The organism is Kitasatospora sp. NPDC088264 (assembly GCF_040685715.1).
GTDB lineage: Bacteria > Actinomycetota > Actinomycetes > Streptomycetales > Streptomycetaceae > Kitasatospora.
The window spans coordinates 44,491-70,240 of the sequence record NZ_JBFBIR010000012.1 but is presented as its reverse complement, the minus strand read 5'-3'; the positions used below and the strand labels follow the sequence as shown (position 1 = coordinate 70,240).

27 protein-coding genes and 3 pseudogenes are annotated in these 25,750 nt (G+C 70.0%); 20 read left to right on the top strand and 10 right to left on the bottom strand.

Annotation, left to right across the window (positions count from 1 at the left end):
• Nucleotides 1-42: 42 nt before the first annotated feature.
• The 7 genes from AB0O82_RS12565 (at nt 43) to AB0O82_RS12535 (ending at nt 5,738) form a co-directional block, all read left to right on the top strand.
• Nucleotides 43-813 (top strand): HAD family hydrolase, encoded by a 771-nt coding sequence (locus tag AB0O82_RS12565; RefSeq protein WP_363582894.1) that lies wholly within the window; start codon nt 43-45, stop codon nt 811-813.
• A gap of 124 nt (nt 814-937) precedes the next feature.
• Complete coding sequence (locus AB0O82_RS12560; RefSeq protein ID WP_363582892.1) at nt 938-1,402, top strand: MarR family transcriptional regulator; 465 nt, start codon at nt 938-940, stop codon at nt 1,400-1,402.
• A gap of 119 nt (nt 1,403-1,521) precedes the next feature.
• Nucleotides 1,522-2,082: an RNA polymerase sigma factor gene (locus AB0O82_RS12555; protein ID WP_350884320.1), complete on the top strand. Its 561-nt coding sequence runs from the start codon at nt 1,522-1,524 to the stop codon at nt 2,080-2,082.
• On the top strand, nt 2,079-2,906 hold the full coding sequence (locus tag AB0O82_RS12550) for a zf-HC2 domain-containing protein (RefSeq protein WP_363582890.1): 828 nt from the start codon (nt 2,079-2,081) through the stop codon (nt 2,904-2,906). Before AB0O82_RS12555 ends, AB0O82_RS12550 begins: the two co-directional genes overlap by 4 nt.
• Before the next feature lie 32 nt (nt 2,907-2,938).
• The gene (locus tag AB0O82_RS12545; RefSeq protein ID WP_350884316.1) at nt 2,939-3,751 is read left to right on the top strand and encodes an ABC transporter ATP-binding protein; all 813 of its coding nucleotides are present in this window, start codon (nt 2,939-2,941) and stop codon (nt 3,749-3,751) included.
• Nucleotides 3,748-5,148 (top strand): hypothetical protein, encoded by a 1,401-nt coding sequence (locus tag AB0O82_RS12540; protein WP_363582888.1) that lies wholly within the window; start codon nt 3,748-3,750, stop codon nt 5,146-5,148. The genes AB0O82_RS12545 and AB0O82_RS12540 overlap by 4 nt, the downstream gene beginning before the upstream one ends.
• Complete coding sequence (locus AB0O82_RS12535) at nt 5,145-5,738, top strand: hypothetical protein (protein WP_363582886.1); 594 nt, start codon at nt 5,145-5,147, stop codon at nt 5,736-5,738. Before AB0O82_RS12540 ends, AB0O82_RS12535 begins: the two co-directional genes overlap by 4 nt.
• 73 nt (nt 5,739-5,811) lie before the next feature.
• On the opposite strand, the gene AB0O82_RS12530 is transcribed toward AB0O82_RS12535, so the two are convergent.
• A complete protein-coding gene (locus AB0O82_RS12530; RefSeq protein ID WP_363582884.1) occupies nt 5,812-6,768 on the bottom strand; it encodes an SDR family NAD(P)-dependent oxidoreductase in 957 nt (318 codons plus the stop codon).
• A gap of 138 nt (nt 6,769-6,906) precedes the next feature.
• Here AB0O82_RS12530 and AB0O82_RS12525 point away from each other — a divergent pair, with 138 nt between their 5' ends.
• Nucleotides 6,907-7,500 (top strand): TetR family transcriptional regulator, encoded by a 594-nt coding sequence (locus AB0O82_RS12525; RefSeq protein ID WP_363582882.1) that lies wholly within the window; start codon nt 6,907-6,909, stop codon nt 7,498-7,500.
• 86 nt (nt 7,501-7,586) lie between these two features.
• Here the strand turns inward: AB0O82_RS12525 and AB0O82_RS12520 are convergent, their stop codons facing one another.
• On the bottom strand, nt 7,587-9,581 hold the full coding sequence (locus tag AB0O82_RS12520) for a ricin-type beta-trefoil lectin domain protein (RefSeq protein ID WP_363582880.1): 1,995 nt from the start codon (nt 9,579-9,581) through the stop codon (nt 7,587-7,589).
• A 305-nt stretch (nt 9,582-9,886) separates the two neighbouring features.
• Between AB0O82_RS12520 and AB0O82_RS12515 the strand changes: the two genes are divergently transcribed.
• Nucleotides 9,887-10,135: a hypothetical protein gene (locus AB0O82_RS12515; RefSeq protein WP_363582878.1), complete on the top strand. Its 249-nt coding sequence runs from the start codon at nt 9,887-9,889 to the stop codon at nt 10,133-10,135.
• Between the two features lie 34 nt (nt 10,136-10,169).
• Here the strand turns inward: AB0O82_RS12515 and AB0O82_RS12510 are convergent, their stop codons facing one another.
• Entirely contained in the window at nt 10,170-11,222 is a 1,053-nt protein-coding gene (locus AB0O82_RS12510; RefSeq protein ID WP_363582876.1) for a HEAT repeat domain-containing protein, read from the bottom strand.
• A 428-nt stretch (nt 11,223-11,650) separates the two neighbouring features.
• On the opposite strand from AB0O82_RS12510, the gene AB0O82_RS12505 reads away from it, so the two are divergent.
• On the top strand, nt 11,651-12,373 hold the full coding sequence (locus AB0O82_RS12505; protein ID WP_363582874.1) for a hypothetical protein: 723 nt from the start codon (nt 11,651-11,653) through the stop codon (nt 12,371-12,373).
• 159 nt (nt 12,374-12,532) lie between these two features.
• Nucleotides 12,533-13,438 (top strand): sterol desaturase family protein, encoded by a 906-nt coding sequence (locus tag AB0O82_RS12500; protein ID WP_363582872.1) that lies wholly within the window; start codon nt 12,533-12,535, stop codon nt 13,436-13,438.
• Between the two features lie 386 nt (nt 13,439-13,824).
• Here the strand turns inward: AB0O82_RS12500 and AB0O82_RS12495 are convergent, their stop codons facing one another.
• On the bottom strand, nt 13,825-14,676 hold the full coding sequence (locus AB0O82_RS12495) for a LysR family transcriptional regulator (protein WP_363582870.1): 852 nt from the start codon (nt 14,674-14,676) through the stop codon (nt 13,825-13,827).
• Nucleotides 14,677-14,770: 94 nt separating this feature from the next.
• Between AB0O82_RS12495 and AB0O82_RS12490 the strand changes: the two genes are divergently transcribed.
• Nucleotides 14,771-15,502 (top strand): SDR family NAD(P)-dependent oxidoreductase, encoded by a 732-nt coding sequence (locus AB0O82_RS12490; protein ID WP_363582868.1) that lies wholly within the window; start codon nt 14,771-14,773, stop codon nt 15,500-15,502.
• 103 nt (nt 15,503-15,605) lie between these two features.
• Here AB0O82_RS12490 and AB0O82_RS12485 read toward each other — a convergent pair.
• Nucleotides 15,606-16,021: pseudogene (locus tag AB0O82_RS12485) on the bottom strand (hypothetical protein); the annotation flags it as partial.
• 258 nt (nt 16,022-16,279) lie between these two features.
• Between AB0O82_RS12485 and AB0O82_RS12480 the strand changes: the two are divergent.
• Entirely contained in the window at nt 16,280-16,735 is a 456-nt protein-coding gene (locus AB0O82_RS12480) for a hypothetical protein (protein ID WP_363582866.1), read from the top strand.
• Nucleotides 16,736-16,788: 53 nt separating this feature from the next.
• Here the strand turns inward: AB0O82_RS12480 and AB0O82_RS12475 are convergent, their stop codons facing one another.
• Complete coding sequence (locus tag AB0O82_RS12475) at nt 16,789-17,148, bottom strand: DUF397 domain-containing protein (RefSeq protein ID WP_363582864.1); 360 nt, start codon at nt 17,146-17,148, stop codon at nt 16,789-16,791.
• Between AB0O82_RS12475 and AB0O82_RS12470 the strand changes: the two genes are divergently transcribed.
• Entirely contained in the window at nt 17,130-17,507 is a 378-nt protein-coding gene (locus AB0O82_RS12470; protein WP_363582862.1) for a nuclear transport factor 2 family protein, read from the top strand. The genes AB0O82_RS12475 and AB0O82_RS12470 overlap by 19 nt on opposite strands.
• A gap of 72 nt (nt 17,508-17,579) precedes the next feature.
• On the opposite strand, the pseudogene AB0O82_RS12465 reads toward AB0O82_RS12470, so the two are convergent.
• Nucleotides 17,580-17,729, bottom strand: a pseudogene (locus tag AB0O82_RS12465) (IS630 family transposase); the annotation flags it as partial.
• A gap of 73 nt (nt 17,730-17,802) precedes the next feature.
• Here AB0O82_RS12465 and AB0O82_RS12460 point away from each other — a divergent pair.
• A pseudogene (locus tag AB0O82_RS12460) lies at nt 17,803-17,889 on the top strand (transposase); the annotation flags it as partial.
• A gap of 302 nt (nt 17,890-18,191) precedes the next feature.
• Entirely contained in the window at nt 18,192-18,698 is a 507-nt protein-coding gene (locus AB0O82_RS12455; protein ID WP_363582861.1) for a DUF6624 domain-containing protein, read from the top strand.
• 53 nt (nt 18,699-18,751) lie between these two features.
• Here AB0O82_RS12455 and AB0O82_RS12450 read toward each other — a convergent pair whose 3' ends face one another.
• From AB0O82_RS12450 to AB0O82_RS12440, 3 genes are all read right to left on the bottom strand, one after another.
• Nucleotides 18,752-18,943 (bottom strand): DUF397 domain-containing protein, encoded by a 192-nt coding sequence (locus tag AB0O82_RS12450; protein ID WP_363582859.1) that lies wholly within the window; start codon nt 18,941-18,943, stop codon nt 18,752-18,754.
• 65 nt (nt 18,944-19,008) lie between these two features.
• A complete protein-coding gene (locus AB0O82_RS12445; RefSeq protein WP_363582857.1) occupies nt 19,009-19,200 on the bottom strand; it encodes a DUF397 domain-containing protein in 192 nt (63 codons plus the stop codon).
• On the bottom strand, nt 19,193-20,056 hold the full coding sequence (locus AB0O82_RS12440) for a helix-turn-helix transcriptional regulator (RefSeq protein WP_363582855.1): 864 nt from the start codon (nt 20,054-20,056) through the stop codon (nt 19,193-19,195). Before AB0O82_RS12440 ends, AB0O82_RS12445 begins: the two co-directional genes overlap by 8 nt.
• Before the next feature lie 221 nt (nt 20,057-20,277).
• On the opposite strand from AB0O82_RS12440, the gene AB0O82_RS12435 reads away from it, so the two are divergent.
• From AB0O82_RS12435 to dnaE, 4 genes are all read left to right on the top strand, one after another.
• A complete protein-coding gene (locus AB0O82_RS12435; RefSeq protein WP_363582853.1) occupies nt 20,278-20,637 on the top strand; it encodes an ATP-binding protein in 360 nt (119 codons plus the stop codon).
• A complete protein-coding gene (locus AB0O82_RS12430; protein ID WP_159398403.1) occupies nt 20,637-20,903 on the top strand; it encodes a hypothetical protein in 267 nt (88 codons plus the stop codon). The genes AB0O82_RS12435 and AB0O82_RS12430 overlap by 1 nt, the downstream gene beginning before the upstream one ends.
• A gap of 160 nt (nt 20,904-21,063) precedes the next feature.
• Nucleotides 21,064-22,044 (top strand): hypothetical protein, encoded by a 981-nt coding sequence (locus tag AB0O82_RS12425; protein WP_363582851.1) that lies wholly within the window; start codon nt 21,064-21,066, stop codon nt 22,042-22,044.
• A 139-nt stretch (nt 22,045-22,183) separates the two neighbouring features.
• Nucleotides 22,184-25,717: a DNA polymerase III subunit alpha gene (gene dnaE / locus AB0O82_RS12420; RefSeq protein ID WP_363582849.1), complete on the top strand. Its 3,534-nt coding sequence runs from the start codon at nt 22,184-22,186 to the stop codon at nt 25,715-25,717.
• Nucleotides 25,718-25,750 lie beyond the last annotated feature (33 nt).

Here is a 25,750-nt window from a genome sequence, read left to right as displayed (position 1 = left end):
GGATCACATCGCGGGCTCCGAACGGACGGATATCATCCGGGAATGGTCAACCTTCGCACCCGCACGGTGGTTTTCGATCTCGACGGCACGCTCTGCTTCGACGGGCGGACGATCGACGGTCGGATCCTGACGGCGATCGGGGAGTGCGAGCGGGCCGGGTACCGGGTGGTCTTCGCGTCGGCCAGGCCGGTTCGGGACATGCTGCCGGTGCTCGACGGCGCCTTCCCGGCCGCGATGCTGATCGGCGGGAACGGGAGCCTGGTGTCGGTCGACGGGCAGGTGCGGGCCCGGGCCGTGTTCGAACCGGCGGTGCTGGGCGGGCTGATGGCGGCGGTCGCGCGCTACGAGGCGGGCTATCTCGCGGACGGGCCCTGGGACTACGCGTACACCGGGCCGGTGGACCACCCGATCCGGGGCCGCGTCGACCAGGGCGGCCTGGCGAGCCGGGTGGAGCTGGCCGAGCTGCCCGAGGTGGTGAAGTTCCTGGTCGTCGAGGCGTCGGACATGGCGGAACTCGCCGAGGCCGGCCGGGGGCTCGGGCTGATGGTGAACCACCACCTCGACGAGGCGATCATCGACTTCGCGCCCGGTTCCACGACGAAGTGGGAGGCCCTGACGTCGATGGGCATCGGCGCGTACGCGGCCTTCGGCAACGACATCAACGACTTCGACCTGTTGCGCAACGCCGAGCGGGCGGTGCGGGTCGGCACGCATTCCGGGCTGGACGGCGTCGCCCACGTCAGCGTCGCGGCCGAACCGGAGGCGGTGGCGGCCGAGATCGCGCTGCTGGCGCGGACGGCCGAGGACCGGTAGGGCGCCGGGGTGCCTGCCGCCACAGGTGCCTGATCCGGGCGGCCGCCTTCTGAACCAGCCTTGATCTCAAGGGCGGTTGAGGTTCTACGGTGGCCGTGTTCCGGTGATCGCTCGAAGGGGGCGAATGGACATGGCAGTCCGGGAGTACTCGCAGGAGGAGCTGGCCGCCCAGCCCATCGGCGCGTGGAGCGGTGAGGCGTGCCGGCGGGTGGTCGGGGCCCTCCGTGCGCAGTTGGCGGTGGAGGACCTCACGCAGCCGCACTGGTGGACGCTCAACCACGTGGCCGGAGATCCGGGCCGGTGGACCCGGGCGGCGTTGGTCGAGCGGCTGGCGAGGTACGAGGACCTCGGGATCGACTTCGGCGGCGTCTTCGACGACCTCGTCGCCCGGGGGTGGCTGACGGAGGAGGCGGGGGCCATGACGCTGACCGAGGCGGGGGAGGCCGGCCGCCTCCGGGCGCGGGAGCGCAATCTGCGGGTGCACCGGCAGACGCACGAGGGCATCGGCGCGGCCGAGTTCGCGACCACGATCGACGTCCTGCGTCGGATGGTCGCCAACCTGGGGGGCGACGGGAACCTGCCCGACTGAAGGGTGTCGAGGTGGCCGCAGCGCGGGAAGTCGGGTAGGTCGACTTCCTGCGCTGCTCTCATGTGACGCAGGTCACGTCGAACGCAGAACCTGCGCGCGGTCGCGGGCGTCTGGCTGGTGTGAGATCACGCAGGAGAGCACTGGACGAGCTGGACGAGGAACGCCTCGTCCGGCTGATCGCCAGAAGTGACCGCGCGGCGTTCGACGAGCTGTACCGGCGCACGTCGCCGTGGCTGGCGGTGCGGTTGCGCCGTCGCTGCGCGGACGAGCAGATCGTCGCCGAGGTCATGCAGGAGACCTATCTGGCGGTGTGGCGCGCGGCCGGCGCGTTCGCCGGGAGCGCCGTCGGCGGGACGGCCGTCGGGTGGCTGTGGACGATCGCGGCGCGCCGCCTCGTCGACGCCTTCCGCCGTCGTGCCCACCACGCCGAACCGCCGGCCGCCGCCGCCGAGCGGGCCGTGGTGCCCGCGGCGGAGGAGGAGGCGCTCGCCGGGACCGTCGGCGGCGACGTGGGCGACGCCCTGCGGCGGCTGGCGCCGGAACTCCGAGACGTACTACAGGCGACGGTGCTCGACGGGCTCTCCGTCCGGGAGACCGCCGTCCTGCTCAGACTGCCCGAAGGCACGGTCAAGACCCGTGCCCGCCGGGCCCGGATCGCGATGCGGGAGGCGCTGGCATGAACGCGGAACACGCGTCGAGGCGGCTGATCGACGACTACGCGCGTGGTGACACGGCGATGGCCGCGGACACGGTGTGGGCGCTGGAGGCCCACCTGGAGACGTGCGCGCCGTGCCGGAGCCTGCTGGCGGCCTCCGTGGCCACCGAGGCGCCCGGCGTCGCCGCGCTCGTCGACACCGTCCGGGCCGGTCTGGACGCGCAGTTGGGCGTGGCCGTCGGGGCGCCCCGACGGCGGCACCGCCCGACGTGGGTGTCGGCCTGGCTGACACCGGCCATGACCCCGTGGCTGGCGATGACCGCCGTCGTCACCCTGGTGGCGCTGCTGCTGGACGTGGCCGCGCCGGCGAAGGTCTTCGGCGGCGCCTCGATGGTGGCGCTGATCGCGCCCGTGCTGCCGCTGTGCGGTGTCGCCGCGTCGTGGTCGCGCGGTCTGGACCCGGCGCACGAACTGACCGCCTCGACCGCCCGGGCCGGCCTGGCCCTGCTGCTCAGGCGCACCACCGCGGTCCTCGTGGTGGTCGTGCCCGGGCTCCTGCTGGGGGGATGGCTGACCGGGAACACGACGGTCGCGCAGTGGCTGCTGCCCTCCCTGGCCTTCACCTCCACCGCCCTGGCGCTGGGCAGCGTGGTCGGCGTGACCCGCGCCGCCGTGGGGCTGGTGGCCGGGTGGGGCGCCGCCGTCGTGGTGCCCGCGTTCGTCACCGGCCGCATCCCCGCCGTCCTCGAACTCGCCCTGCACCGCGACCAGTTGCCCGTGTGGGGGCTGCTCCTCGCACTCGGCATCTGCGCCGTGATCACCCGCAGGGACGCGTACTCAACGCTGTGAAACCCATGTCCACCCTGGAAAGGGACCATCGCATGACGTATACGGCGAGCGCGGCCGACACCGCGCCGAAGACCTACGCCTGGGAGATCCGGGCCAGCGGCCTGAGGGTGCGCGTCGGACGGAGCAAGATGGCCGTCGACGGGCTCGACCTGTCCCTGGGCATCGGCGCCCACGGGCTCCTCGGGCCCAACGGGGCGGGCAAGACCACCCTGATCCGGACGCTGGCCACCGTGCTGCGCCCCACCGAGGGCGAACTGGAGATGCTCGGCACCTCCCTGGGGGGCAGGGTGGGCGACCACCGGGCCCTGCGCCGCCAGATCGGCTACCTGCCGCAGGACTTCGGCTACTACAAGCGCTTCACGGTGCGCGAGTTCGTCGAGTACATGGCCTGGCTGAAGGAGGTGCCGAAGGCGGACATCCCCGGGGCCGTGCAACGGGCCGTGGAACGGGTGGGCCTGGCGGACCGCGCCGACCACCGGATGAAGACCCTGTCCGGCGGCATGGTGCGGCGGGCCGGCATCGCCCAGGCCATCGTCAACTCCCCCGCGGTGCTGCTGCTGGACGAGCCGACGGCCGGCCTGGACCCGGCGCAGCGGCTGCGCTTCCGCGAGCTGTTGCAGGACCTGGGCCGCGACACCTGCGTGGTCGTCTCCACCCACCTGGTCGAGGACGTCGCGGCCGCCTGCTCCGACGTGGTGCTGTTCGCCGACGGCCGCCTCGTCTTCCAGGGCACGCCGGACGAGTTGGGTGCGGCAGGCAGCCCCGACCACCCGGGCGACAGCCCCCTGGAGCGCGGCTACTCGGCGCTGCTCCGCAACTCCGGGCAGCAGGGGAGCGCCTGGTGAACGGACGTGTGCTGCGAACCGAACTGAAGCGCTCCGCCGCCCCGTGGGCCGGAGTCGTCGTCCTGGGCGGCAGCCTGGCGGTCTTCTTCCCGTTCGACGCGTTCTGGTGGCACGGCACCGCGGGGTGGACGGCCCAGTGGACCACCATGGCCATGTGGACCCGGTCCCTGTTGTCCTTCTGGTGGCCGTTCGTGGTCGGCATCGGGGCGGTGTACGGGCTGCGCGAACCCCGCTCGGGGATGACCGAGCTGTTGTCGACCACGCCGCTGCCGGCCTGGCGCCGTGCGGCGCTGCCGACCGGTGCGATCGCGCTCGCGCTGGCGGCGGGCTTCGGCCTGCTCGTCCTGGCGGGCGGAATCCAGGTGGCGCTCGGTCCGACCACCTACACCCCCCTCGGGTGGCTGCCGATCTCACTGGTGGCGGTACTGGCCCTGGTCGCGGGCGCCGTGTTCGGCATGGGTGTCGCGCGGGCGCTGCCCTCCGTCCTCACCCCGCCGGCGCTGGTGGTGGTCGTCCTCGTGGCGACGGGCCTGCTCCTGCGCGTGAACAGTGAAGGGGCGGTACCGACGGGCAGGGTGTCGAACCGCTTCGCCCAGCTGAACCCGGCGACCGCGGAGCCGCGGCAGATGCTGCTGACCCTGGCCGGCTCCGTCCACCTCGGCCAGACGCTCTGGCTGCTCGGCCTGCTCGCCACCGGCTTCGCGCTGCTGGTGGCCGTGACCCGCCGGGCCCGGCTGCTCGCGGTGACTCCCGTCCTGGCCGGCCTGGCCCTGGCCCTGCTGGTCATCCCGGCCGCTGCGCGCGACACCTACGTCGTCGACAAGGCCGCCGCGACGCTGGTGTGCGACGGGCCGGTGTGCGTGACGCAGGCGAGCCGTTCGCGCCTGGCCGAGCTCGCGTTGCGCAGCAAGGACGCGATGCGCGTGCTGCACGACGTCCTGGGCGACAAGGCGCCGACCTCGGTGCGCGAGGACACCGCGCTGCACGAGCTCGCCGAGGCGCGCGAACTCTCCGCAGACGTGCTGCTGGTCGACTTCAACGATCGGATGCTCGCCGACGCGACAGGTGAGAAGCTGACCCGCGCGCTGATCGGCAGGGGCCTGGCACCGAGCTGCTACCCGGACAACGACCGGGAGGGCGGGGGGAGCTACGACGTCCTCGGCCAGAGCCTCGCCGTGAGCTGGGCCCTCCACGACCCCCAGCTCCAACCGCTGAAGGAGAAGGGCACCGACGCGTACGCGATCAAGCTCTGGGCGGAGGCCGACGCCGCGTGGCAGAAGCTGATGGCGCTGCCACCGGCCGAGCAGCGCTCGCAGATCGTCGAGCTGCACGCCGCCGCCCTCTCCTGCGCGGGGTACAAGCAGATGCAGAAGCTGGCCGGGGAGGCGTCGCAGTGAGGTGGCTGATGCTGTACGCGCGTTCACGGCAGGTGCCCACGTCGGCCGCCGCGGTCACGTTCATCGCGCTGGTGGTGTGGGCCTTCAACCGGGGCGGCGGTACGGGTGCGGCGGATGCGGCGGACTCGATCAACCCGGTCGCGTACTTCGTGCTCGCCGCGGGCGTGGCGGCCGGCTCCGTCGGGCTCGGCGGGCAGGACCCCGCACTGGACAGGACGGCCGCGATCCGGTGGGCGCCCCGCCGGGCGGCGCACGCGCTGCTGATCGGCGCGGTCGCCGGTGCGGCGCTGCTGGCGGTCCAGGCGGCGGGGCCGAAGTTCGCCCCCACCGAGGTCGTCGTCCGGGACAGCGCGGGCCTGGTCGGCCTGGCCGGGCTCGGGGTGGTGCTGTGCGGGGCGCACCTCGCCTGGACCCTGCCGACCGGCTGGCTCGCGATCACCGTCCTCGTCCCGCCGATGCCGCCCAACGTCGTGGGGAAGTCGCTCGGCTGGATGGTCTACCCGGCCGGCACGGAGGCGTCCACCTGGGCCGCGGTGGCCTTGCTGGTGACCGGCGCCGGGGCCTACGCCCTGGCGGGACCGCGCAGGTAACGGGCCCGCCCCGCGCTCCGCTTCCCCTCGGCGAGTCGGGGGAGCGGAGCGCGGGGCGTTCTGCCGCGGACCGTCAGTCGCGGCTGCCCAGGGTGTCGTGCGAGACCTGCCAGAGCAGGGCGGCCGCCTCGGGGTCGAGGGCGTAGTCGGCGACGCCGCTGCGGGCGCTGAGTTCGCCGCGGACGGCTTCGTTGCAGTCCTCGAAGTAGCGGCCGCTGACGCCCGCCAGCAGCGGTGAGGCCGCGAGCAGGACGGAGGTCGCCGCGCCCTGCTCGGTGGTCTTCCACAGCAGCTCCGCGCCGTTGGCGGCCTGGGCGCGCAGCCGGTCGAGCTCCTCCTCGGAGACGTGGCGCTGGAGGGCGGTCCGGATGCCGCCGGGCATCAGGGCGTTGACGGTGATGCCGTCCGCCGCCCAGCGCTTGGCGGCCTCGACCGCGAACAGGACGTTGGCGGTCTTGGACTGGCCGTAGGCGGACCAGGGCTCGTAGGCGCGCTCGCGGAAGTGGATGTCCTCGAAGACGACCGGGGAGCGGTGGTGGGCGCTGGAGCTGACGGACACCACGCGGGCGCCGCCGTCCCGGGCCAGGGCCGCGTGCAGGCCGGTGGCCAGCGCGAAGTGCCCGAGGTGGTTGGTGGCGAACTGGAGCTCCCAGCCCTCCGGCGTGCGGAGCTCGGGCGAGGCCATCACGCCGGCGTTGTTGACCAGGATGTGCAGGGGCCCGTCCCAGGCGGCGACGAACGCGGCGACGGAGGCCTGGTCGGCGAGGTCCAGCGGCGCGACCCGGACGTCCTTGTTGCCGGTGGTCGCGGTGATGTCCTCGGCGGTGCGGGCGCCGGCGTCGAGGTTGCGGACCGCGAGGGTGACCTGTGCGCCCGCCGAGGCGAGGGCGCGTGCGGTCTCGACGCCGATGCCGGAGGCGCCGCCGGTGACGACGGCGCGGCGGCCGGTCAGGTCGGTGCCGGAGACGACCTCGGCGGCGGTGGACTCGGCGCCGAAGGGGGTGGTGAGGCGCGGGGTGTTGGCGTTCATGATCTTCCCGTCTGGCTGGGTGACCGGAGCTGGGGGTGCGCGGGAGGGGGCGGCCGGTAGAGTGGAAACCGGAGGGCCCTCCGCATGTCTCCAGACTAAGCGGAGCATCCTCCGTTTGCAACCCGAGGAGGACCAGCCGTGACCACCGCCGACCCCCGGCCGCTGCGCGCCGACGCGCGCCGCAACCGCGACCGACTGATCGAAGTAGCCGCGCGGGCCTTCGCCCAGGACGGGCCGGACGCGACGCTCGGGGCGATCGCCAAGGAGGCCGGCGTGGGCATCGGCACCCTCTACCGGCACTTCGCCACCCGCGAGGAACTCGTCGAGGCGGTCTACCGCAGCGAACTCGCCAAGCTGTGCGACTCCGCCGCGGAACTGCTGGACGGCAGGGGGCCCGACGCCGCGCTGCGCGCCTGGATGGACGGCTTCGTCCGCTACATGACCACCAAGCGCGGGATGTCCGACGCGCTGCGCGCGCTCATAGCCTCCGGCAACGACCCCTTCTCGCACAGCCGCGCGATGCTGACCGCCGCGATCACCCAACTCCTGCGGGCCGGGGCCGAGTCGGGCGCGCTGCGCGCCGACGTCGAACCGGAGGACGTGCTGTTCAGCCTCAGCGGCCTGTCCATGGCCGCGACCACCCCCGAGCACCACGCCCGGATGGAACGCCTCCTCGACCTCCTGATGGACGGCCTGCGCTACCACGCCGCCTCCGGGCGGGGAGCCCGCTGAGAACGGCGAAGGGCGCCGGCCGTGCGGCCGGCGCCCTTCGCCGTGACTCCGGCCTGGCCTGATACGGGCCGGCCTGGCCTGGTCGGTCAGAGGAGCTGGAAGGACCACTCCTGCTTCCAGCCGCCCTCACAGCTCCACACCCCGAGCTGCTTGAAGTCGGAGTCGTGGGTGAGGCAGTCGTCGTCGCCGATCTGGATCCGGTACTTGCCGTTGCCGAGGCCGACGAACTCCCACTTCTGGTTGGAGGTGTTGCCCCACGCCTGCTGCTCGGCGACGTAGGTCTCGGGGTTCTCGGTGAGGTTGTACCCGAGGTCGTTGACGATCCGGTAGCGGTCCCCGCCCAGCGGCTTGATCGTCCAGGTGGACCCCTTGTACCCCAGGATCCCGCCCACGATCGGGGCGCCCCAGGTCGAGGTCTCGGTGGGGGCCGAGGCGCCCAGGCCGTTGGAGAGCTTCAGGAACAGCGGCCGCTCGGTCGGGACGGTCGGCTTGGTGTCCGGCTTCGGCTTGGGGTCCGGCTTGGGCTTCGGGTCCGGCTTCGTCGGGTTGGTCGGATCGGTCGGGGTGATCACGCCGCCGGACGCGGACTCCAGAACCCACGCCTGCTGCCAGCCCGACTTGCACGTCCACACGCCGAGCTGCTTGAAGTCGGCGTCGTGGGCGAGGCAGTCGTCGTCGGAGATCCGGATCTGGTACTTGCCGTTGCCGACTCCGACGAGCTCCCACTTCTGCTTCGAGGAGTTGCTCCACGGCTGGAGTTCGGCCATGTAGTTGCTGTTCTCGGTGAGTTCCAGCCCGTACGAGCTGGTGATCCGGTAGCGACCGCCGCCGACCGGGGTGAGCTTCCACTTGGACTCGTTGCCACCCCGGATCCCGGCGACGACCGACGCGCCGGCGGAGCCGTTGACCGGGACGGCACCCAGGCCGTTGTCGAGCTTCAGGGTCACGTCGGCGCCGTTGCTGCCGCCGCCTCCGCCGGGCGTGGGCGGGTTGGTGGTCGGCGGGGTGCCGCCCCAGGCCCAGTTCTGGTTGGGCGCGTCCCGCTTGTCCTCGGAGCCGCAGGCCCAGGCCGCCACGGTGCTGCCGTTGGCGGTCTGGCCGTTGAAGTCGTCGATGCAGACGTCCTTGGACCGGTCGTCCATGTCCGCCATGTGCCGGAAACCGCCGCTGGCCGACATGTTCCAGCGCTGACCGGGGATCTCCAGGCAGTTCCAGACCTGGAGCTTGGTCCCGTTCGCGGTCTTGTTGGCCTCCAGGTCGAGGCACTTGCCGTTGGCGGCCTGGAGCTTGTACCCGTTGTAGGTCCACTTCTGGGCGTCGCTGCCGTTGCACTCCCACATCTGCACGGGGGTGCCGTTCGCGTTGCCGTTGCCGTTGACGTCCAGGCAGGCGTGGTAGCCGGGGCTGGAGTCGGGGGTCAGGCTGCCGGTCCTGGTGCCGTAGCCGGACCGCGCGGGGAAGTGGATGGTGCGCACGTCGCCGTCGCACTTGTAGGGCCGTGCGGTGCCCGCCCGGCAGGTCCACGGCTCCTTCTTGACGGTGTCGCCGTCATTGCCGATGAACGCCCAGTTCATGTAACCGCCGTCGCCGCGGTTGCGGATGGTCGAGTCCCCCTGGAAGACCCAGATCCGGAATATGTCGTAGCCGGAGGGCTCCTTCTTCTCCTTGTCCATGAAATGGTTGAGCTTGTAGGTGGTGTCGATCAACACCCCCTTCATGTCGGACTTGTACTCGTTCTTGAACCACTCGGTGTCATACAGGTCGGTGCCCACGGTCTTGAACACCATGACGTTGAACCCGGGAAACTTCGCGCTCAACTTCGACGCGGTGCTCTGGGTGAACTCCGCGTTGTCCAGCTTGTTGAGGTTGGCGGCGTTGCGCATGAGCCTGATCGTGTCGAAGGCGGAGCCGATCAGCGCGGTCATGCAGTTGCCGCCGCCCACCGAGGCCGGGGTTCCGCAGGTCTTGTCCGCGTGGAGGGGTGACTCCGCGGCCTGGGCCTGCACGGTCAGGCCGGCGACCCCGGCGACTGCGGCGATTCCGCAGGCCAGAGCGCGTTTGAGGCGGGACAGGGGTTTCATGTCAGATCCATCTTTCTACTCGGCAAAGATGGATCGTAGACATCGGAATCCTCCGCCCCGCGACTCCATACGGAATCCATATGGCGAGATCGAGAGTCTTGACGCCTTTTTACGCCACCCCGGCCGGTGGGTTTTCGGATGAACCCGAATGCCGGATGACCCGTCAACCGGCTTCCGGTGGCGGAGGTGGAGTTCGGGGCATCAGGACATCGGGCGCCACCTGTCGGTGGGCAGAGTCTAGGGTGGGAGCCGCGGCCACGCCGGTGATCACCGGTGGCCGCAGCGGGGTTGCTGTAGCCCGTGTCATGACGACGAACGTGGATACCGAAGGTTGGAGGACCCGCGAAGTGTCAGCATCGCCAGAGTTCCGTGGCTTCGACTTGGTGCGGCGTGGTTACGAACGCCAGCAGGTCGACCTCTATCTCAGGGCCCTGTCCGAAGCCGGTTCGCCGCCACCCCCGCCGGCGTTCGAGATCGTGCGGCGGGGCTACGACCGTGAGCAGGTCGACGCGCGCATCGCGGACCTCCTGAGCGGCAGGGGCACCAAGGGCTAGACCCGAAGTCTCGGCTCCCGAAAGGGGCGAGGTGTCAGTCGGGCTGGATTCTCGGCAGGTCGGTCGAGACCAGTTCGGCAGCGCGCGCGGGGTCGCCGTCCGCGCGGGTGAGCAGCGCCTCGATGTCGTAGCCCGTCGGCTCCGAGGCGGCGTGGATGTCGAGGGAGCGGCCCCAGCCGCAGCGTTCCATCGAGACGGCGGCGTCCAGGTCGGGGCGGAGCCGGTGGAGCGTGCAGACCAGTTCCCAGGCGAAGGCGTCGAGGCGGGCCCGCCGGACCGGGTTGCAGGCGTTCACGGCGTCGGTGGTCCAGTCGTCTCCGGGCTCGTACTCCGGGAGGGGCGGCAGGAGTTCGGGGTCGTCCGTGATCGGCTCCGCGCTGAACGTGAGGGCGTGTGCGCCCTCGGGGCTGCCGATCAGTTCGGCGAGGAGCGGGACGACGCGGGGGTCGTGCCGACTGGCCAGTCCGTGGATCGCTTCCATGCGGGTCTCGTCGTGCTCGTCGGCCGTCCGCGCCCAGAGCGCGGCCCGGATCGCGGGGCTGTCCGCCGCGGACTGGACGCCGAGGGTGAACGTCGCCCAGTCGCGGACGTGCGGGTTCTGGTCCTGGGTCAGCCTGATGAGGGTGTGGATGTCCGGCCCGTCCGGCAGGCCGGTGAGGACCTCCGCGAACGAGCGGGCCACCCCCTCGCGGACCTCGGCGTCAGGATGCCCGGCGAGGGCGACGAGGACGGGGACGGCGCGCGGGTCGTGCGTCTGCTCGATCGCGCGCGCCAGGGCCCGCAGCACGTGGTCGTCGGTCTCCCGCTGCGCGAGGGCGACCAGTGCGGTGGCCGTCCCGGCGCGGGTTGCCTCGTGGTGATAGCTGGTGTCGCGCAGCAGGTCGCAGCCCGCTGTGCGCTCGATCGGATCGGTCGAACCGATCAGCTCCAGGCCGAGCGGCAGCGCCGCCTCGTCGGCGGCCGCCCGCCACAGCAGCGGTGAGTACTCGTTCCAGCCGTCGTGGTCGTCCGGATCGTCCGAGGCGGTGATGGCGCGCATTGCCGACAGTGCCCGCGTGACCAGTTCCGCCACGGTGTCCGTTTCCATGCGGGCATTCTGGTGCACGAAACCGCGAGTGCGCGCGGGAATTGTCGGCCCGACCGCGCTTCCGGTCCACGGACGCGTCGACGCCGGCGGGCGTGTGCGGGTGTCGCAGGTGCCCTCGGGAAGGATCTTGACGTGGTCATGAGCAGGGGTGATCATAGCGGAGCGCCGCGCAACGCCGATGTGCAAGAAGGTCGTTGAAGGCGCTCGGCCTGGGTCGTCAGGGGATTTCCCGGACAGGGCCCATCCCTTTCGAAGGGTCGGCGGTGCGGAAGCCGGCCGGCTGCGGAGTCGGCCTTGACGAAAGGGAGTTGGTGGACGTTACGAGGTTGTGGGTCCGTTGGTGCCGATCCGTTCGCTCGGTCGCGGCCTTCCCGGTGAGATGGTTCGGCCATGGCCGGGCTCCGGCCGCCGCCCCTCCGGTGGCGCCGATGCTGCTTGCCGCCGCCCGGAACAACTCGTCCTGGTGCGAGGCGATGTGTCGGGCGCACGGGTTCTCCGGAGAGATCTCCGACGTCGCGTGGGTGAATCTGAAGAAGAGTCTCACGTACTACCCGAACCTGGTGATCCTGAGCCCGTCGATGTCCGGCTCGGAGGTTCTCGACGTACTGCGGGAGGCGCCGCTGGGGCCGCTTTTCGTCAAGGACAGTTTCGCCAACGCCGACCTCCTCCCGGGGAACTATCGCATTCTCATCGAGGCGGAGTGGATCCACCGGCCGGCCGCAGCCGCGGCCCCGGCGCAGGTGGCGTCACGGGACGGCGCCGACCAGCGGTGGCGGCGTATCACCGGCACCGATGAGCTGCGGACGTGGGAGCGGGCATGGGCGGGCGGCGACACGTCGGTGAACACGTTCCCCGAAACCCTTCTGCTCGATGACGGCGTGATCTTCCTCGGGAGATTCTCGGGCGACGGCCTGGTGGCGGGAGCCGTGCTCCACCTGAGCCATGGTGTGGCGGGGGTGTCGAACGTCTTCGGACCCTCGGGGGAATCTTCCCGGACATGGGCCGGTCTCATCTCCTGTGCTCACGAAGAGGCACCGGGAATCGACCTGGTCGGGTACGAGCGGGACGCGGAGCTGGCGGCTGCCGAGGCAAACGGATTCTCGCCGTTGGGGCCGGTCCGGATATGGCAGCAGATCCCCGGAAGCCAGTAGATACCTGCCCGTCCCGCGCGGAGGGGTGCAGAAGAAGCCTGAAGAAGTCCGAAGAAGTCCACGGGGAGATCAGGAATGAATTCAACGACGGAAACAGAACTCGGCGGCGCGCGGAGAACCCTGCGTTTCACCATCCGCTATCTCAGCTATCCGATCCTCATGGTGCTGACACTCGGGGCATCCATCACCCTGGTCGACACCTCGTTCCCGCAGTGGGCCATCGTGCCGATGGTCACCCTCTTCGCCTCGGTGTACGTGGCCGTCCTGGAGCGGGTCCAGCCGTTCTACGAGGGCTGGAACCGCTCGCGCAAGGACGTCGTCTCGGACGCCACCTCCAGTCTGGTGGCCCTGCTGGTGGTCGCCCGGCTGATCGAGCCGCTGTTCCTCTCGGTCCTGTTCGCCGGATCCGTCCTGCTTTCCGAAGAGCTGGACAGCACATTGTGGCCGACGAGTTGGCCTCCCGTCGCCCAGGCCGCGCTGGCGCTCCTGGTGGGAGAGTTCTTCTACTACTGGATGCATCGCTGGATTCACGGTTCGCGGGTCTTCTGGCGCTTCCACGCGGTGCACCACAGCTCGGAGCGGCTCTACTGGCTCAACTCCGCCCGGTTCCACCCCATCGACTTCTTCCTCGACGACGTGGCGATCGTCTTCCCGCTGGCCCTGACCGGGTGGACGCTGCACAGCCTCTCCGGCCTGATCATCCTCCTCACCTTCTACAACTGCCACGGCGTCACCATGCACTCCAACATGGACGTCCGTCTGGGCCCGCTGAACTACCTGGTGCCCGGACCGGAAGGGCACCGTTGGCACCACTCCAGGGACCTGAGCGAAGCCAACAAGAACTTCGGCGGCAAGGTCGTCCTGTGGGATCTGCTGTTCGGGACCTTCTACCTGCCCGCTGACCGGATGCCGCCCGAGGACATCGGCCTGGCCGACCAGGTCCGGCTGCCGGACTCCTACCTCGGCCTGCTGCTGGCTCCCTTCCGCTGGTCCAAACTTCCGCTGCGCAAGGCCGAAGCGGCTTCCGGCGCCGTCCTGGTCGAGGAAAAGGCGGGCAGCGCCTGATCCCGCGGCGGGCGGCGCGTGAGCGGCACTGGGGAGCGGTGGTCGAACTCGCCGGCTTCGGCTGCTTGGCGGCGGGTGGTGGGTTGTTCCCCGTTGGTTGTTCGGCGCAGGAAGTCGGGCCGGCCGACTTCCTGCGCGTGGGGCGTCTCGCGATCCGTCACCTGTTCGGGGCCCCCGCAATGGCCGGTGCAAGAGGCCACTTGGGCCGGGGAAAACGCAACTTCGACAGGCGTCGCGGAGGCGGCTGCCTTCACCCCTGGTCCTCGGCGATCGCCCACGGTCGCACGGGAGTTCCACCGGTTGGGACTTCCGCTGGTCGTGACGGCGATGTCCGGTGACGGTCGAGCCGGGCCACGACAGGTGGAACCCGGCCGGGCAGGTCGGAACTACCGGAGACGTGTCGCCGTCCGGACGAAGTCGGCGACGGCTCTGGACCGGCTGTGCGGTGGCCAGGCGATCACGGTGGTGACCTTCGGCGCGTCCAGCACGGGCACCGCCGCGAGGTCACCGTGCAGTTGGGCTCGGCACGACTCCGGTGAGACCGCGCAAGCCCGGCCGAGCGCGACGAGCTGCAACAGCTGCGCGTGGTCGCGGACCTGGGGGCCGGGGCCGGGTGGGTAGGTGCCGTCGGGGTTGGGCCAGCGTGGCAGGGGCAGGCCCGGCAGCCCGGTGATGTCGGCCATGTGCACGTGGTCCCGGGCGGTGAGCGGATGCCCGGTCGGCAGGACCACCACCTGGCCCTCCGTGCCGAGTTCTTCGGTGTGGAGCCTGGCCGTCGAGTCGAACGGCCGGTGCAGCAGCGCCACGTCGGCTCGGCCTTCGAGCAGAAATCGTGCCTGCTCGGCCGGGCCGCACAGGATGACGTCGACGGGGACCGCGCCGGGTTCGGCGGCGTACGCGCCGAGGAGTTCCGCCAGCAGTTCGCTGGACGCGCTGGCTTTCGTGACCAGGACCAGGCCGGGGCGGCCGGTGGGGGAAGCGGCGGCGCGGCGGGTCCGACGCTCGGCGGCGTCGACCGCCTCCAGGGCCGCCCGGCCCTCGACCAGCAGGACCGAGCCGGCCTCCGTCAGCGTGACGGTGCGGCTGGTCCGATCCAGCAGCGCTGCCCCGAGCCGTCGTTCGAGCTGCTGGATCGCCCGTGACAGCGGCGGTTGCGCGATCCCGAGGCGCTGCGCGGCGCGCCCGAAGTGCAGCTCTTCAGCGACGGCGACGAAGTAGCGCAGTTCCCGGGTCTCCATCCGGCCACGGTACTCCGGATCAATACCCAGACGGTATCGATTCCCACCCGATCGGTCTTGGACCCCGACCGGGGGCCGGCGGCAGCATGGCCCCATGAGCGAACGAACGACTGCGCTGGTCACCGGCGCGAACAAGGGAATCGGCTACGAGATCGCCGCGGGCCTGGGCGCCCTCGGCTGGAGCGTCGGCGTCGGCGCCCGCGACGACCAGCGCCGTGAGGCCGCGGTGGAGAGGCTGCGCGCCGCCGGCGTCGACGCGTTCGGCGTACCGCTGGACGTGACCGACGACGCGAGCGCGACCGCCGCCGCCCGGCTGATCGAGGAACGGGCCGGGCGCCTCGACGTGCTCGTCAACAACGCCGCCATCACCGGCGGCATGCCGCAGGAGCCCACCCGGGTCGATCCCGCCACCATCCGGACGGTCGTGGAGACCAACGTGATCGGTGTCATCCGCGTCACCAACGCGATGATGCCGCTGCTGCGCCGCTCCGCCTCACCGCGGATCGTGAACATGTCCAGCAGCGTCGGCTCCCTCACCCGCCAGTCAGGAGCCGCTGCCGAGCAGACGGCGGGTCCGGTGGCCGTGGCGTACGCGCCGTCGAAGACGTTCCTGAACGCCGTCACCCTCCAGTACGCCCGGGAGCTGAGCGGCACGAACATCCTGATCAACGCGGGCTGCCCCGGCTACGTCGCGACCGACCTCAACGGCTTCCGCGGCGTGCGCACCCCCGAACAGGGCGCGGCGATCGCGATCAAGCTCGCGACCCTGCCCGACGACGGCCCGACCGGCCAGTTCTTCGAGGACGCCGGCGTAGTGCCCTGGTGATGCGCACGGCGGCCTCACCCGCCGGGGTGAGGCCGCCTCGCCCGCGCCATCCGGGGCTCCGTTGGTTGTTCGGCGCAGGAAGTCGGGCTGGCCGACTTCCTGCGTGATCGAAGGCGATCAGGGATCGCTTGACGGGTTGGCCGGTCTTGTCGTTGAACCAGATCGCGGCGGTGAGCGCCAGGACACACGCCAGGTGACGCTCGGTGAGGTCGTGCTCGAAGTCGTGGCCGTAGTAGTTCTTGTCGCCGATGATCGTCTGCCTCGGATGGGCGGCGACGACGTCGGGTGCGGCATCGAGCATGCCGTGCAGGGACTCGCGTTCGTCGGACTTCGCGCGGGTGAGTGCGAACAGGACCGGCAGTCCGCCCAGATCATGTGCTTGATCAGCTCGGATGCGTTGCGGAGCCGCTTGTTGTACCCGGACTGCTGGGGCAGGTGCGGGAACAGGCGGCGGAAGTCCGGCGAAGCCTTCAGCTGGTCGTCGATCCTTACGTGGAGCGCCGTTGCGAGGGTGTCCAATTCTGCCTTCGCACACCTACATTGGACGCCCTCGCGCCATCTCCGCAGACGATCCCTTGGACTCGGTTGGCGTGCGGTCAGTCGGGTGTCGGCGACTGTCCAGTCGAAGCCGAGGTTCTCCATCCCCCCTGCGGGGGATTTGAGTTGGACCTTGCGCATGATTCGGCGGGGCGGACCGCGGGACAGCATGGGGCCATGGTCACGTTTGGGACACCGACAGCCGCTGCGGCCTCCGAGAGTCAGTCTCCTGCCCGTTGGGTGGTCCGAGTCGCGCACATTGCGGCACTCACCGCGGTGCCGTCCGGGATCTGGCGGATCGCGATGGGGGTCGGCATACCGGTGGGATTCAACACCACGGGATTGGACATCCCCGGCTGGTTCAGCGCCATGTGCATCGCGATGAGCTTGGGTACCGAAGGGCTCACATTGCTCACCCTTGGGCTGGTCAAGCCCTGGGGCGAGGTGGTGCCGGGCTGGATCCCGCTGATCGGAGGGAAGCGTGTCGCGCCGCTGGCGGCGGTGATTCCGGCGTTGCTCGGCGCGGCCGTTCTGATGCTGTTGACGATCCCCCGGGCGGGCGGCTTCGGAGGGGCACAGGGAGCCCCGACCGGGGCGGCGCTCGTCGTGATGGACGCCTGTTACGCCCCACTGCTGCTGTGGGGGCCGCTGCTTGCGGTCGTCACGATCTCCTACTACCGGCGGCGCCTGGACTGAGCAGGCGCAGTCAGCCTCGTTGCGGCCAACCCGGAGCCCTTGGACTCATTCATCTAGACGTGGTGGTCGAACTCGCCGGCTTTGGCGGCCTGGAGGAAGGCGGCGAAGTGGGCGGGGGTGGTGGGGAGGGTGAGGTGGCCCTGGTCGGACTCGCGGAGTTCGACCAGACCGTCGGCGGTGCGGATCTCCACGCACTCGTTGTTCGCGGCGCTGTAGCTGGACTTTTGCCAGTTGGTGCCGGTCGTCTGGGCCCCGTTGGTTGTTCGGCGCAGGAAGTCGGGTTGGCCGACTTCCTGCGCTGTGGTGTGTCCAGTGCTGTGACCGGGATGGTCCGACGTGATCGGAAGGCGGCTCGCGGGACGAGCGCACGTGCAACGGCTGGTATTACTGGGGCATGCAGGAAGAGACGGCACGCTCCGCGATCGACACGTTCATCTCCGCGTTCAACGCCTCGGACGACAGCTATGTGACTGCCCTGCTCTCCCAGGCCCTGACCTCAGACGTGGTCTTCTGGGGGCCGTTGGGGCGCAGCGAAGGAATCGCGGCGGTCGAGCAGTTCGTGCTGGACATCCGGCGCCACCCGGCGGGGGCCGGCACGATGGCGCGCTGCTCGGCGGTGGACATGCCTGGCGAGTGGGCCCGGTACCAGTGGGTCTTCACCACGCCGGATGGGGGCCCCCGCCTGGCGGGAACGGACGTCGTCCATCTGCGGCGGAGCCTCATCGACCAGGTCATCGTCTTCGCGGGGGAGATCGAGCCGTCCGCCTCCTGAGCCGTCCTTCTGCCGCTGTCCTTCTCGTGAACCTGTCCCTTTCGGCACTCCGGGGCCGCGGTTCGCGGTCGGTCAGGCTGCGGCGTCGAGGGGGCGTCCGCCCCAGCGGATGCCCTTCTCGCCGCGGATGCGGGCGCGTTCCTTGCGGTGGGCGGCGAGTACGTCGGGGTGGCGGGCGTTGGCGTTGCGCCGGCGCAGGTAGCGGTGCAGTGCCTGGGTTTGATGACAGGCCCAGCCACCGTGCCTCCAGCGGTCGAAGGGACGTCACCGCACATCCAACCGCCACGACCACGTCCGAACGGGAGTGCCCTGGCGTGATCTGCCCGAGCGTTTCGGGAGCTGGAAGACCGTTTACGAGCGGCATCGGCGCTGGTCCGCAGACGACCTGGGCAAAGTCCACCTGGCGGGGGAAGGCGGCTGCCGGCCGCTGGCCCTACTGATCACGCCGGGCCAGTGGATCGACTGAAGCACTTCCGCGCCGTCGCGGCGCGCTATGAGAAGCGCGCCTACGTCTTTCACGGGACTGTCGGTGTTGCGTCGATCCGGCTCCGGATCCGCGGATAGATCAAGTATCCCAACATTCGGACGCGTCTGTCACCGTCCTCCGGGAGGAGATTTTGTCATGATTTGCGCACCTAAGGTTGCGGATGACCAGCGAAAACCTCGATCTGACGTGGAGTAGGGATGGCATCCGACATCGCCGCAGTGGCCGCAGAGCTCACTGCCATGGTTGCGGCAGATCACCAGGCCGCGCGCCAGGCGAACAGCGATGACCCGGCGGAGCAGTTGGCGTGGCGCCGCTTGACCGCGCAGCACGCGGATCGTCTCGGCGAGATCATGGACGCGCACGGGTGGCCGACCGCGGAGCTGGTCGGCGAGGACGCCGCTCGGGCTGCGTGGCTGATCGCGCAGCACGCCGACCGTCAGCTCGACATTCAGCGGCGCGCGCTGGGGCTGATGGAGCAGGCGGTGGCCAGCGGTGCTGCCAGCCCGCGCGATCTCGCCTTCCTGCGTGATCGCACGCTTGTGAACGAAGGGCAGAAGCAGATCTACGGCACGCAGATCGCCGGCGTGAAGGACGGCTCGCCGATCCCGTGGCCCTGCGAGGATCCCGAGCACATGGACGAGCGCCGTGCAGAAGTCGGCATCCCGGCGTTCGCTGAGTACGTCGCTCAGTTCTCGCAGGCCTGAGTCGCTCTGGGCATTCGGCGGACCACGCTCGCGCCTGATCCGCCGGACAGGCCCTAGGCGTGGTGGTCGAACTCGCCGGATTTGGCGGCCTGGAGGAAGGCGGTGAAGTGGGCGGGGGTGGTGGGGATGATGAGGTGGCCCTGGTCGGACTCGCGGACTTCGACCAGGCCGTCGGCGGTGCGGATCTCCATGCACTCGTTGGAAGCCCCGCTGTAGCTGGACTTCTGCCAGTTGGTGTCGGTCATCTGGGGTCCCGTTGGTTGTTCGGCGCAGGAAGTCGGGTTGGCCGACTTCCTGCGCTGTGGTGTGTCTAGGCGTGGTGGTCGAACTCGCCGGTCTTGGCGGCTTGGAGGAAGGCGGCGAAGTGGGCGGGGGTGGTGGGGATGATGAGGTGGCCCTCGTCGGACTCGCGGACTTCGACCAAGCCGTCGATGGTGCGGACCTCGACACACTCATTGGTCGCGCCGCTGTAGCTGGACTTCTGCCACTTCGACTCAGGCATAGCTGTCTTCCACTTCTTTCTTGACTGATCGGATGAGGTCCCGCGACTTCTCCTCGGAGAGCGCAAGGGAGTCCATGCGAGCGAAGATCGCCCGATGTTTGGCCAGGTCTGCTGGGGACTCGAAGAACAGGACGCCTTGGGCGACATCCATCTGGACGGTATCCAACTCGGGAATGGGACCCTTCGCGAACGTGAGGTTCTCGGAGGCTCCAGGGAAGGTGGCGACAGCGAAGGGCACTACGCGGATTGAGATCCCGCTGTGCTCGGAGTCTTCGACGAGCGCGTCCAACTGCTCGGAGAGCACCTTGGGTCCGCCGAACTGCATTCGCAGCGCGGCTTCGTGGATGAATGCCTGAAGTGGAGTCTTGCCCGAGCGGACGATCTGCTGTCGTTGCACCCGGAACGCGGTTCGGACGTCGATGTCCGGGCGGGACAGCGGGGGATAGACCCGTGTGAAGACTGCGGAGGCGTAGGCGCCGGTCTGCAACAAGCCGGGGATGTAGGTGGTCGTACAGGTGGCGAGTGCTGTCGAGTAGCCTTCGATCTCCGCGACCTCGATAAAGTCCGTTGTCAGGACCTCGCGGTACTCCTCCCACCAGCCTCTCCCGCGCTCCGCGATTATTTCGGCGAGGGCGTCGATCAGTGGGCGGTTGGCGCAGTTGCAGGCTGCGGCGATGATGCTGAGGCGGTCGACACTGATGCCGATCCGTCCAGATTCCATCTGGGTTACCTGGGCTGGACTCATGCCGACGATACGGCCGAGTTCTGAGCCGCCGTAGCCAGCCTGCTCGCGCATCCTCCGTAGCTCGGTGCCAAGCCTGCGCTGGCGGAGTGTCGGGTTGGAGCGTGGAGGCATGGGTTCCTTCCGAAGGTGCAGTCCGGCCAAGTGTGCCGCGCTCGTCGAGCGCCGGTCCACCAGTTACCACCATAGGGGGAACTTCCCGAGAGTGTAGAAATTTGGATACTCAGCTGCGCTATGGTCAATGTCACAGCGATCCGACGGACCGTCAGTGGTGCTCGCTGGCCAGCGTGTCCGCCGTTTCCTCTCCTTCACCATCACGCCTCGGGAGAACTCCCATGCGTCACCTCAACACGCCCTCGCTCGCCATCGCCCGCCAGTCCCTCCGGGACGCGATGGGTCGTTGCGGGTACTCGCCCTCGGCCACTGCGGACGCCGAACTCGCGCTCGTCGAAATGCTCGTGAACGCCTGGCGGCACGGCGGCACCCCCGCGCCGCTCGTCCTCATCCTCGCCGTCGGCCCCACCCTCCGGGTGTCCGTCAGCGACGAGAGCCCGGACCTCCCCAAGAAGCAGGAGCCGGCACCCCTCGCCCAGTCCGGTCGGGGCCTCCAACTCATCGAAGGACTCACCCACCGCTGGGGCGTGGACCCCCAGGAACGCGGCAAAATGGTGTGGTTCGAGCTGGACGCCGCCTGATGTCCTTCCCCCTCCCGCGCCGTCGCCCCATGCTGCCGACCGACCCCCGGATCCGGCACTACACCGACGACCACATCCACACGCTCCTCGCCGAAGTCCAGGAGCGTGGCCGGAGGTTCGGCCTGATCTGGCCCTCGGCCACCACCGACAAGACCATCGACGGCCGCATCCTCGTCCGCTTCAACGCCGCCCCCGCCTCCACTCTCCTCAACCTCCTCTCCCTCCTCCTCGCCGCCGAACGAGGCGACGACTCGTGCGTTTCCTGATCGCCACCGCCTTCGCCGTCCTCCTCGCCCTGGCGATCGCCACCGTCGTCCTGGGCGTCATCACCGCCCTCCGCGCGACCCCGCCCGACGACACCTAACCCCCACCCCCACCCCCAGCCCCCGCCGCCCAGCCGTCGGGGGCTGAGGGACGATTGGGCACGTGGCACAGCGGAGATACGAGTACGCCCCGGCAGGCACCCTGCCCGGGCTGTTGCAGCGCGGCCGGGGCCTGGGCGCGCGGATGGCGGCGGAGGACCCGGCGGCAGCCGCCGACCTGGTCTACGGGTGCATCCGCTGGGACTGGCGCTGGGACCGGCAGGTGGACGACCGGCACCTCTACCTGGCGCGGCTCGTCCGGGACCTGGAACTGCCGGTCGGACCGATCGTCGAACTGCTGACCGGGGACGAGGACACCTGCCTGCGGGCCACCGGAGTCCTGGAGCTGCTGGCGCTCGGCGGCTCCGCCGAGGCCCGGGACGCACTCCGCACCCACGTCCGCGAGGGCGAGCACCGGGTGGCCGTCCTGGAGTCGGTGGCCGTGGTCTGGCCGCCCCAGTGGTGGGAGGACCTGGCGGCCGGGCAGGACGTCCGTGACGGGCAGGACGTACGCCGGCGGCGTGGCCCCCGCGGCTCGACGGACCCGGCCCCCGAGCGGGACAGCGCGAGCCCGCCCGCCCTGCTGCCGGAGCACGGCGGCGGCGCGAGTGATCCGTCCATGGCGACGGGCGAGCTGGAGCGGCAGTGGGCGGCCCAGGAGTGGTGCGGCCCGATGCGCACCGCCCGGGGCCTGGCCCGGTTCGGCCCCGAAGCGGCCGGGGCCGCGTCGCTGCTGCGCCGCTTCTGGCTGTGGACGCCGCACTCCTCCGAGCGCCCCGCCTACCTGGAGGCACTGGCCGCCGTCGCCCCCGCCGGGCTGGCCGAGGTGTACACCGAGTGCCTCTGGGACTGCGAGGCCGACGCCCGCCTCCTGGCCGTCGCGCACGCCCCCGACCGCCCCCACGTCCGGGAACGCCTCGCCCACCTGCGGGACGACCCGATGGAGGTACCGGAGGTCCGCGAGGCCGCCGGGGCGCGACTCGCCGGGCTGAGCTCGGGAGGCTCCGAGCCGGAGGGAGCCGCCTCCGAAGGGGAGCTAGAGTAGACGCGTGAACGTGTGAGTGATGGTCCGGACCCCACGAGGTGGTCCGGGCCACATCCGTTTCCAGGCACCTTCCGTGACCTGCGCGTACCTGCGCGTTCGCCGGCCCACCAGACCCGCACTCGCCTCCGGAGGCCCCGCCTTGAGCGATCAGCCGTTCGCGCATCTGCACGTCCACACCGAGTACTCGATGCTGGACGGTGCCGCCCGGCTGAAGCAGATGTTCAAGGAGGTCGAGCGGCTGGGCCAGACCCACGTCGCGATGACCGACCACGGGAACATGTACGGCGCCGCCGAGTTCCACAAGCAGGCGACCGCCGCCGGGATCACCCCGGTGATCGGCATCGAGGCGTACGTCGCGCCGGAGTCCCGCTCCAACACCAAGCGCATCCTGTGGGGCCAGCCGCACCAGAAGCGGGACGACGTCTCCGCCTCCGGCGCCTACACCCACAAGACCATCTGGGCCCGTAACAAGGAGGGCCTGCACAACCTCTTCAAGCTGACCTCGCGCTCCTACGCCGAGGGCTGGCTGGTGAAGTGGCCCCGGATGGACAAGGAGCTGATCTCCGACCTGTCCGGCGGCCTGATGGCCACCACCGGCTGCCCGTCCGGCGAGGTGCAGACCCGGCTGCGCCTGGGCCAGTTCGACGAGGCGGTGAAGTCGGCCGCCGACTACCAGGACATCTTCGGCAAGGAGAACTACTTCCTGGAGCTGATGGACCACGGCCTCGACATCGAGAAGCGGGTCCGCGACGGGCTGCTGGAGATCAGCAAGAAGCTGAACATCCCCCCGGTCGTCACCAACGACTCGCACTACACCACCGAGGCCGACGCCGGGGCGCACGACCTGCTGCTCTGCGTGCAGACCGGCAAGAACCTCTCCGACCCGGACCGCTTCCGCTTCGACGGCACCGGCTACTACATCAAGTCGGCCGCCGAGATGTACGCCCTGGACTCCTCGGACGCCTGGCAGGAGGGCTGCCGCAACAGCCAGCTCCTCGTCGCCTCCCGGGTCGACACCGAGGGCATGTTCAAGTTCCGCAACCTCATGCCGCGCTTCCCGATCCCGGAGGGCTTCGAGTCCGAGGCGGACTTCTTCAAGTCCCAGGTGTGGAAGGGCATGGACTGGCGCTTCCCGGGCGGGTACGACGAGGAGCACAAGAAGCTCGCCGAGTACGAGATGGACACCATCATCCAGATGGGGTTCCCGGCGTACTTCCTCGTGGTCGCCGACTTCATCATGTGGGCCAAGGAGCAGGGCATCGCGGTGGGCCCCGGCCGTGGTTCGGCGGCCGGCTCGCTGGTCGCGTACGCGATGGGCATCACCGACCTCGACCCCATCCCGCACGGCCTGATCTTCGAGCGCTTCCTCAACCCCGAGCGCATCTCCATGCCCGATGTCGACATCGACTTCGACGAGCGCCGGCGCGGTGACGTGATCCGGTACGTGACCGAGAAGTGGGGATCCGACAAGGTCGCCATGATCGTCACGTACGGCACCATCAAGGCGAAGGCCGCCATCAAGGACTCCTCGCGCGTCCTCGGCTACCCGTACGCGATGGGCGACCGGATCACCAAGGCGATGCCGCCGGACGTGATGGGCAAGGGCATCCCGCTGTCCGGCATCACGGACAGCAGCCACCCGCGCTACAGCGAGGCCGGCGAGATCCGGGGGCTGTACGAGACCGACCCGGACGTGAAGAAGGTCATCGACACCGCGCGCGGCATCGAGGGCCTGATCCGCCAGCCCGGCGTGCACGCGGCCGGCGTCATCATGTCCGCCGAGCCGCTGACCGACCACATCCCGGTCTGGACCCGGCACACCGACGGCGTCACCATCACGCAGTTCGACTACCCCACCTGCGAGGGCCTCGGCCTTCTCAAGATGGACTTCCTCGGCCTGCGCAACCTGACGATCATGGACGACGCCGTCAAGGCGATCGAGAAGAACAAGGGCATCAAGATCAACCTGCTTGATCTGCCCCTGGACGACAAGCCGACCTACGAACTGCTGGCGCGCGGCGACACGCTCGGCGTCTTCCAGCTCGACGGCGGCCCCATGCGCTCGCTGCTGCGGCTGATGAAGCCCGACAACTTCGAAGACATCTCCGCCGTCCTCGCGCTGTACCGACCGGGCCCGATGGGCGTCAACTCGCACACCAACTACGCGCTGCGCAAGAACGGCCAGCAGGAGATCACCCCGATCCACCCGGAGCTGGAGAAGCCCCTGGAGGAGATCCTCAAGCCGACGTACGGCCTGATCGTCTACCAGGAGCAGGTGCAGAAGGCCGCCCAGATCCTCGCCGGCTACTCGCTCGGCCAGGCCGACCTGCTGCGCCGGGCCATGGGCAAGAAGAAGAAGGAGATCCTGGAGGCCGAGTTCGTGCCCTTCCAGAAGGGCTGCCGGGACCACGGCTACTCGGACGCGGCGATCCAGGCGGTGTGGGACGTCCTGGTCCCCTTCTCCGGCTACGCGTTCAACAAGGCGCACACCGCCGGGTACGGGCTGGTCTCGTACTGGACGGCCTACCTCAAGGCGAACTACCCGGCCGAGTACATGTCCGGCCTGCTGACGTCCGTCAAGGACGACAAGGACAAGTCGGCGATCTACCTCAACGAGTGCCGCAAGATGGGCATCCAGGTGCTGCCGCCGGACGTCAACGAGTCGGACTCGGACTTCACCCCGCACGGTGACACGCTCGTCCGGTTCGGCCTCACCGCGATCCGCAACGTCGGCGGCCCCGTCGTCGACTCGATGATCCGCACCCGCAAGTCGAAGGGGAAGTTCAGCTCCTTCCCGGACTTCCTCGACAAGGTGGAGTCGGTGGTCTGCAACAAGCGGACCGTCGAATCGCTGATCAAGGCGGGCTCCTTCGACTCGCTCGGGCACACCCGCAAGGGCCTCAGCGCGCAGTTCGAGCCGATGATCGACAACGTCGTCGGGGTCAAGCGCAAGGAGGCCGAGGGCCAGTTCGACCTGTTCGGCGGGGACGCCGTCTCCGACGAGCCCAGCTTCGGCCTCGACGTCGTCTTCTCCGAGGAGGAGTGGGAGAAGTCCTTCCTGCTCACCCAGGAGCGCGAGATGCTCGGCCTGTACGTCTCCTCGCACCCGCTGCACGGCATCGAGCACGTGCTCGCCGACAAGGCGGACTGCGCGGTGGCCGACCTCGCCGAACGGCCCGACGGCACCATCGTCACCATCGGCGGCATCATCTCGGGCCTCCAGCGCAAGATGACCAAGCAGGGCAACGCCTGGGCGATCGCGACCGTCGAGGACCTCGCGGGCTCGATCGACTGTATGTTCTTCCCCGCCAGCTACCAGCTGGTCTCGGCCCAACTCGTCGAGGACGCCGTGGTGTTCGTGCGCGGCAAGCTGGACAAGCGGGAGGACGTGCCGCGACTGATGGGGATGGAGCTGTCCGTCCCGGACCTGTCGAACGCGCACGCCGAGGCGCCGATCGTCATCAACATCCCGAGCGTGAAGATCACCCCGCCGCTGATCGCCCGGCTCGGCGAGGTGCTGGGCAGCCACCGGGGCACTACGGAGGTCCGGGTGCGGCTGGAGGGCCGGAACAAGACGACCGTGCTGCGGCTGGACCGGCACCGGGTGAAGTCGGACCCGGCGCTGTTCGGGGACCTCAAGCAGCTGCTCGGGCCGAGCTGCCTGGCGGGCTGAGCCGGTGACCGATCCCCCGGGGGTGCGCCCCCG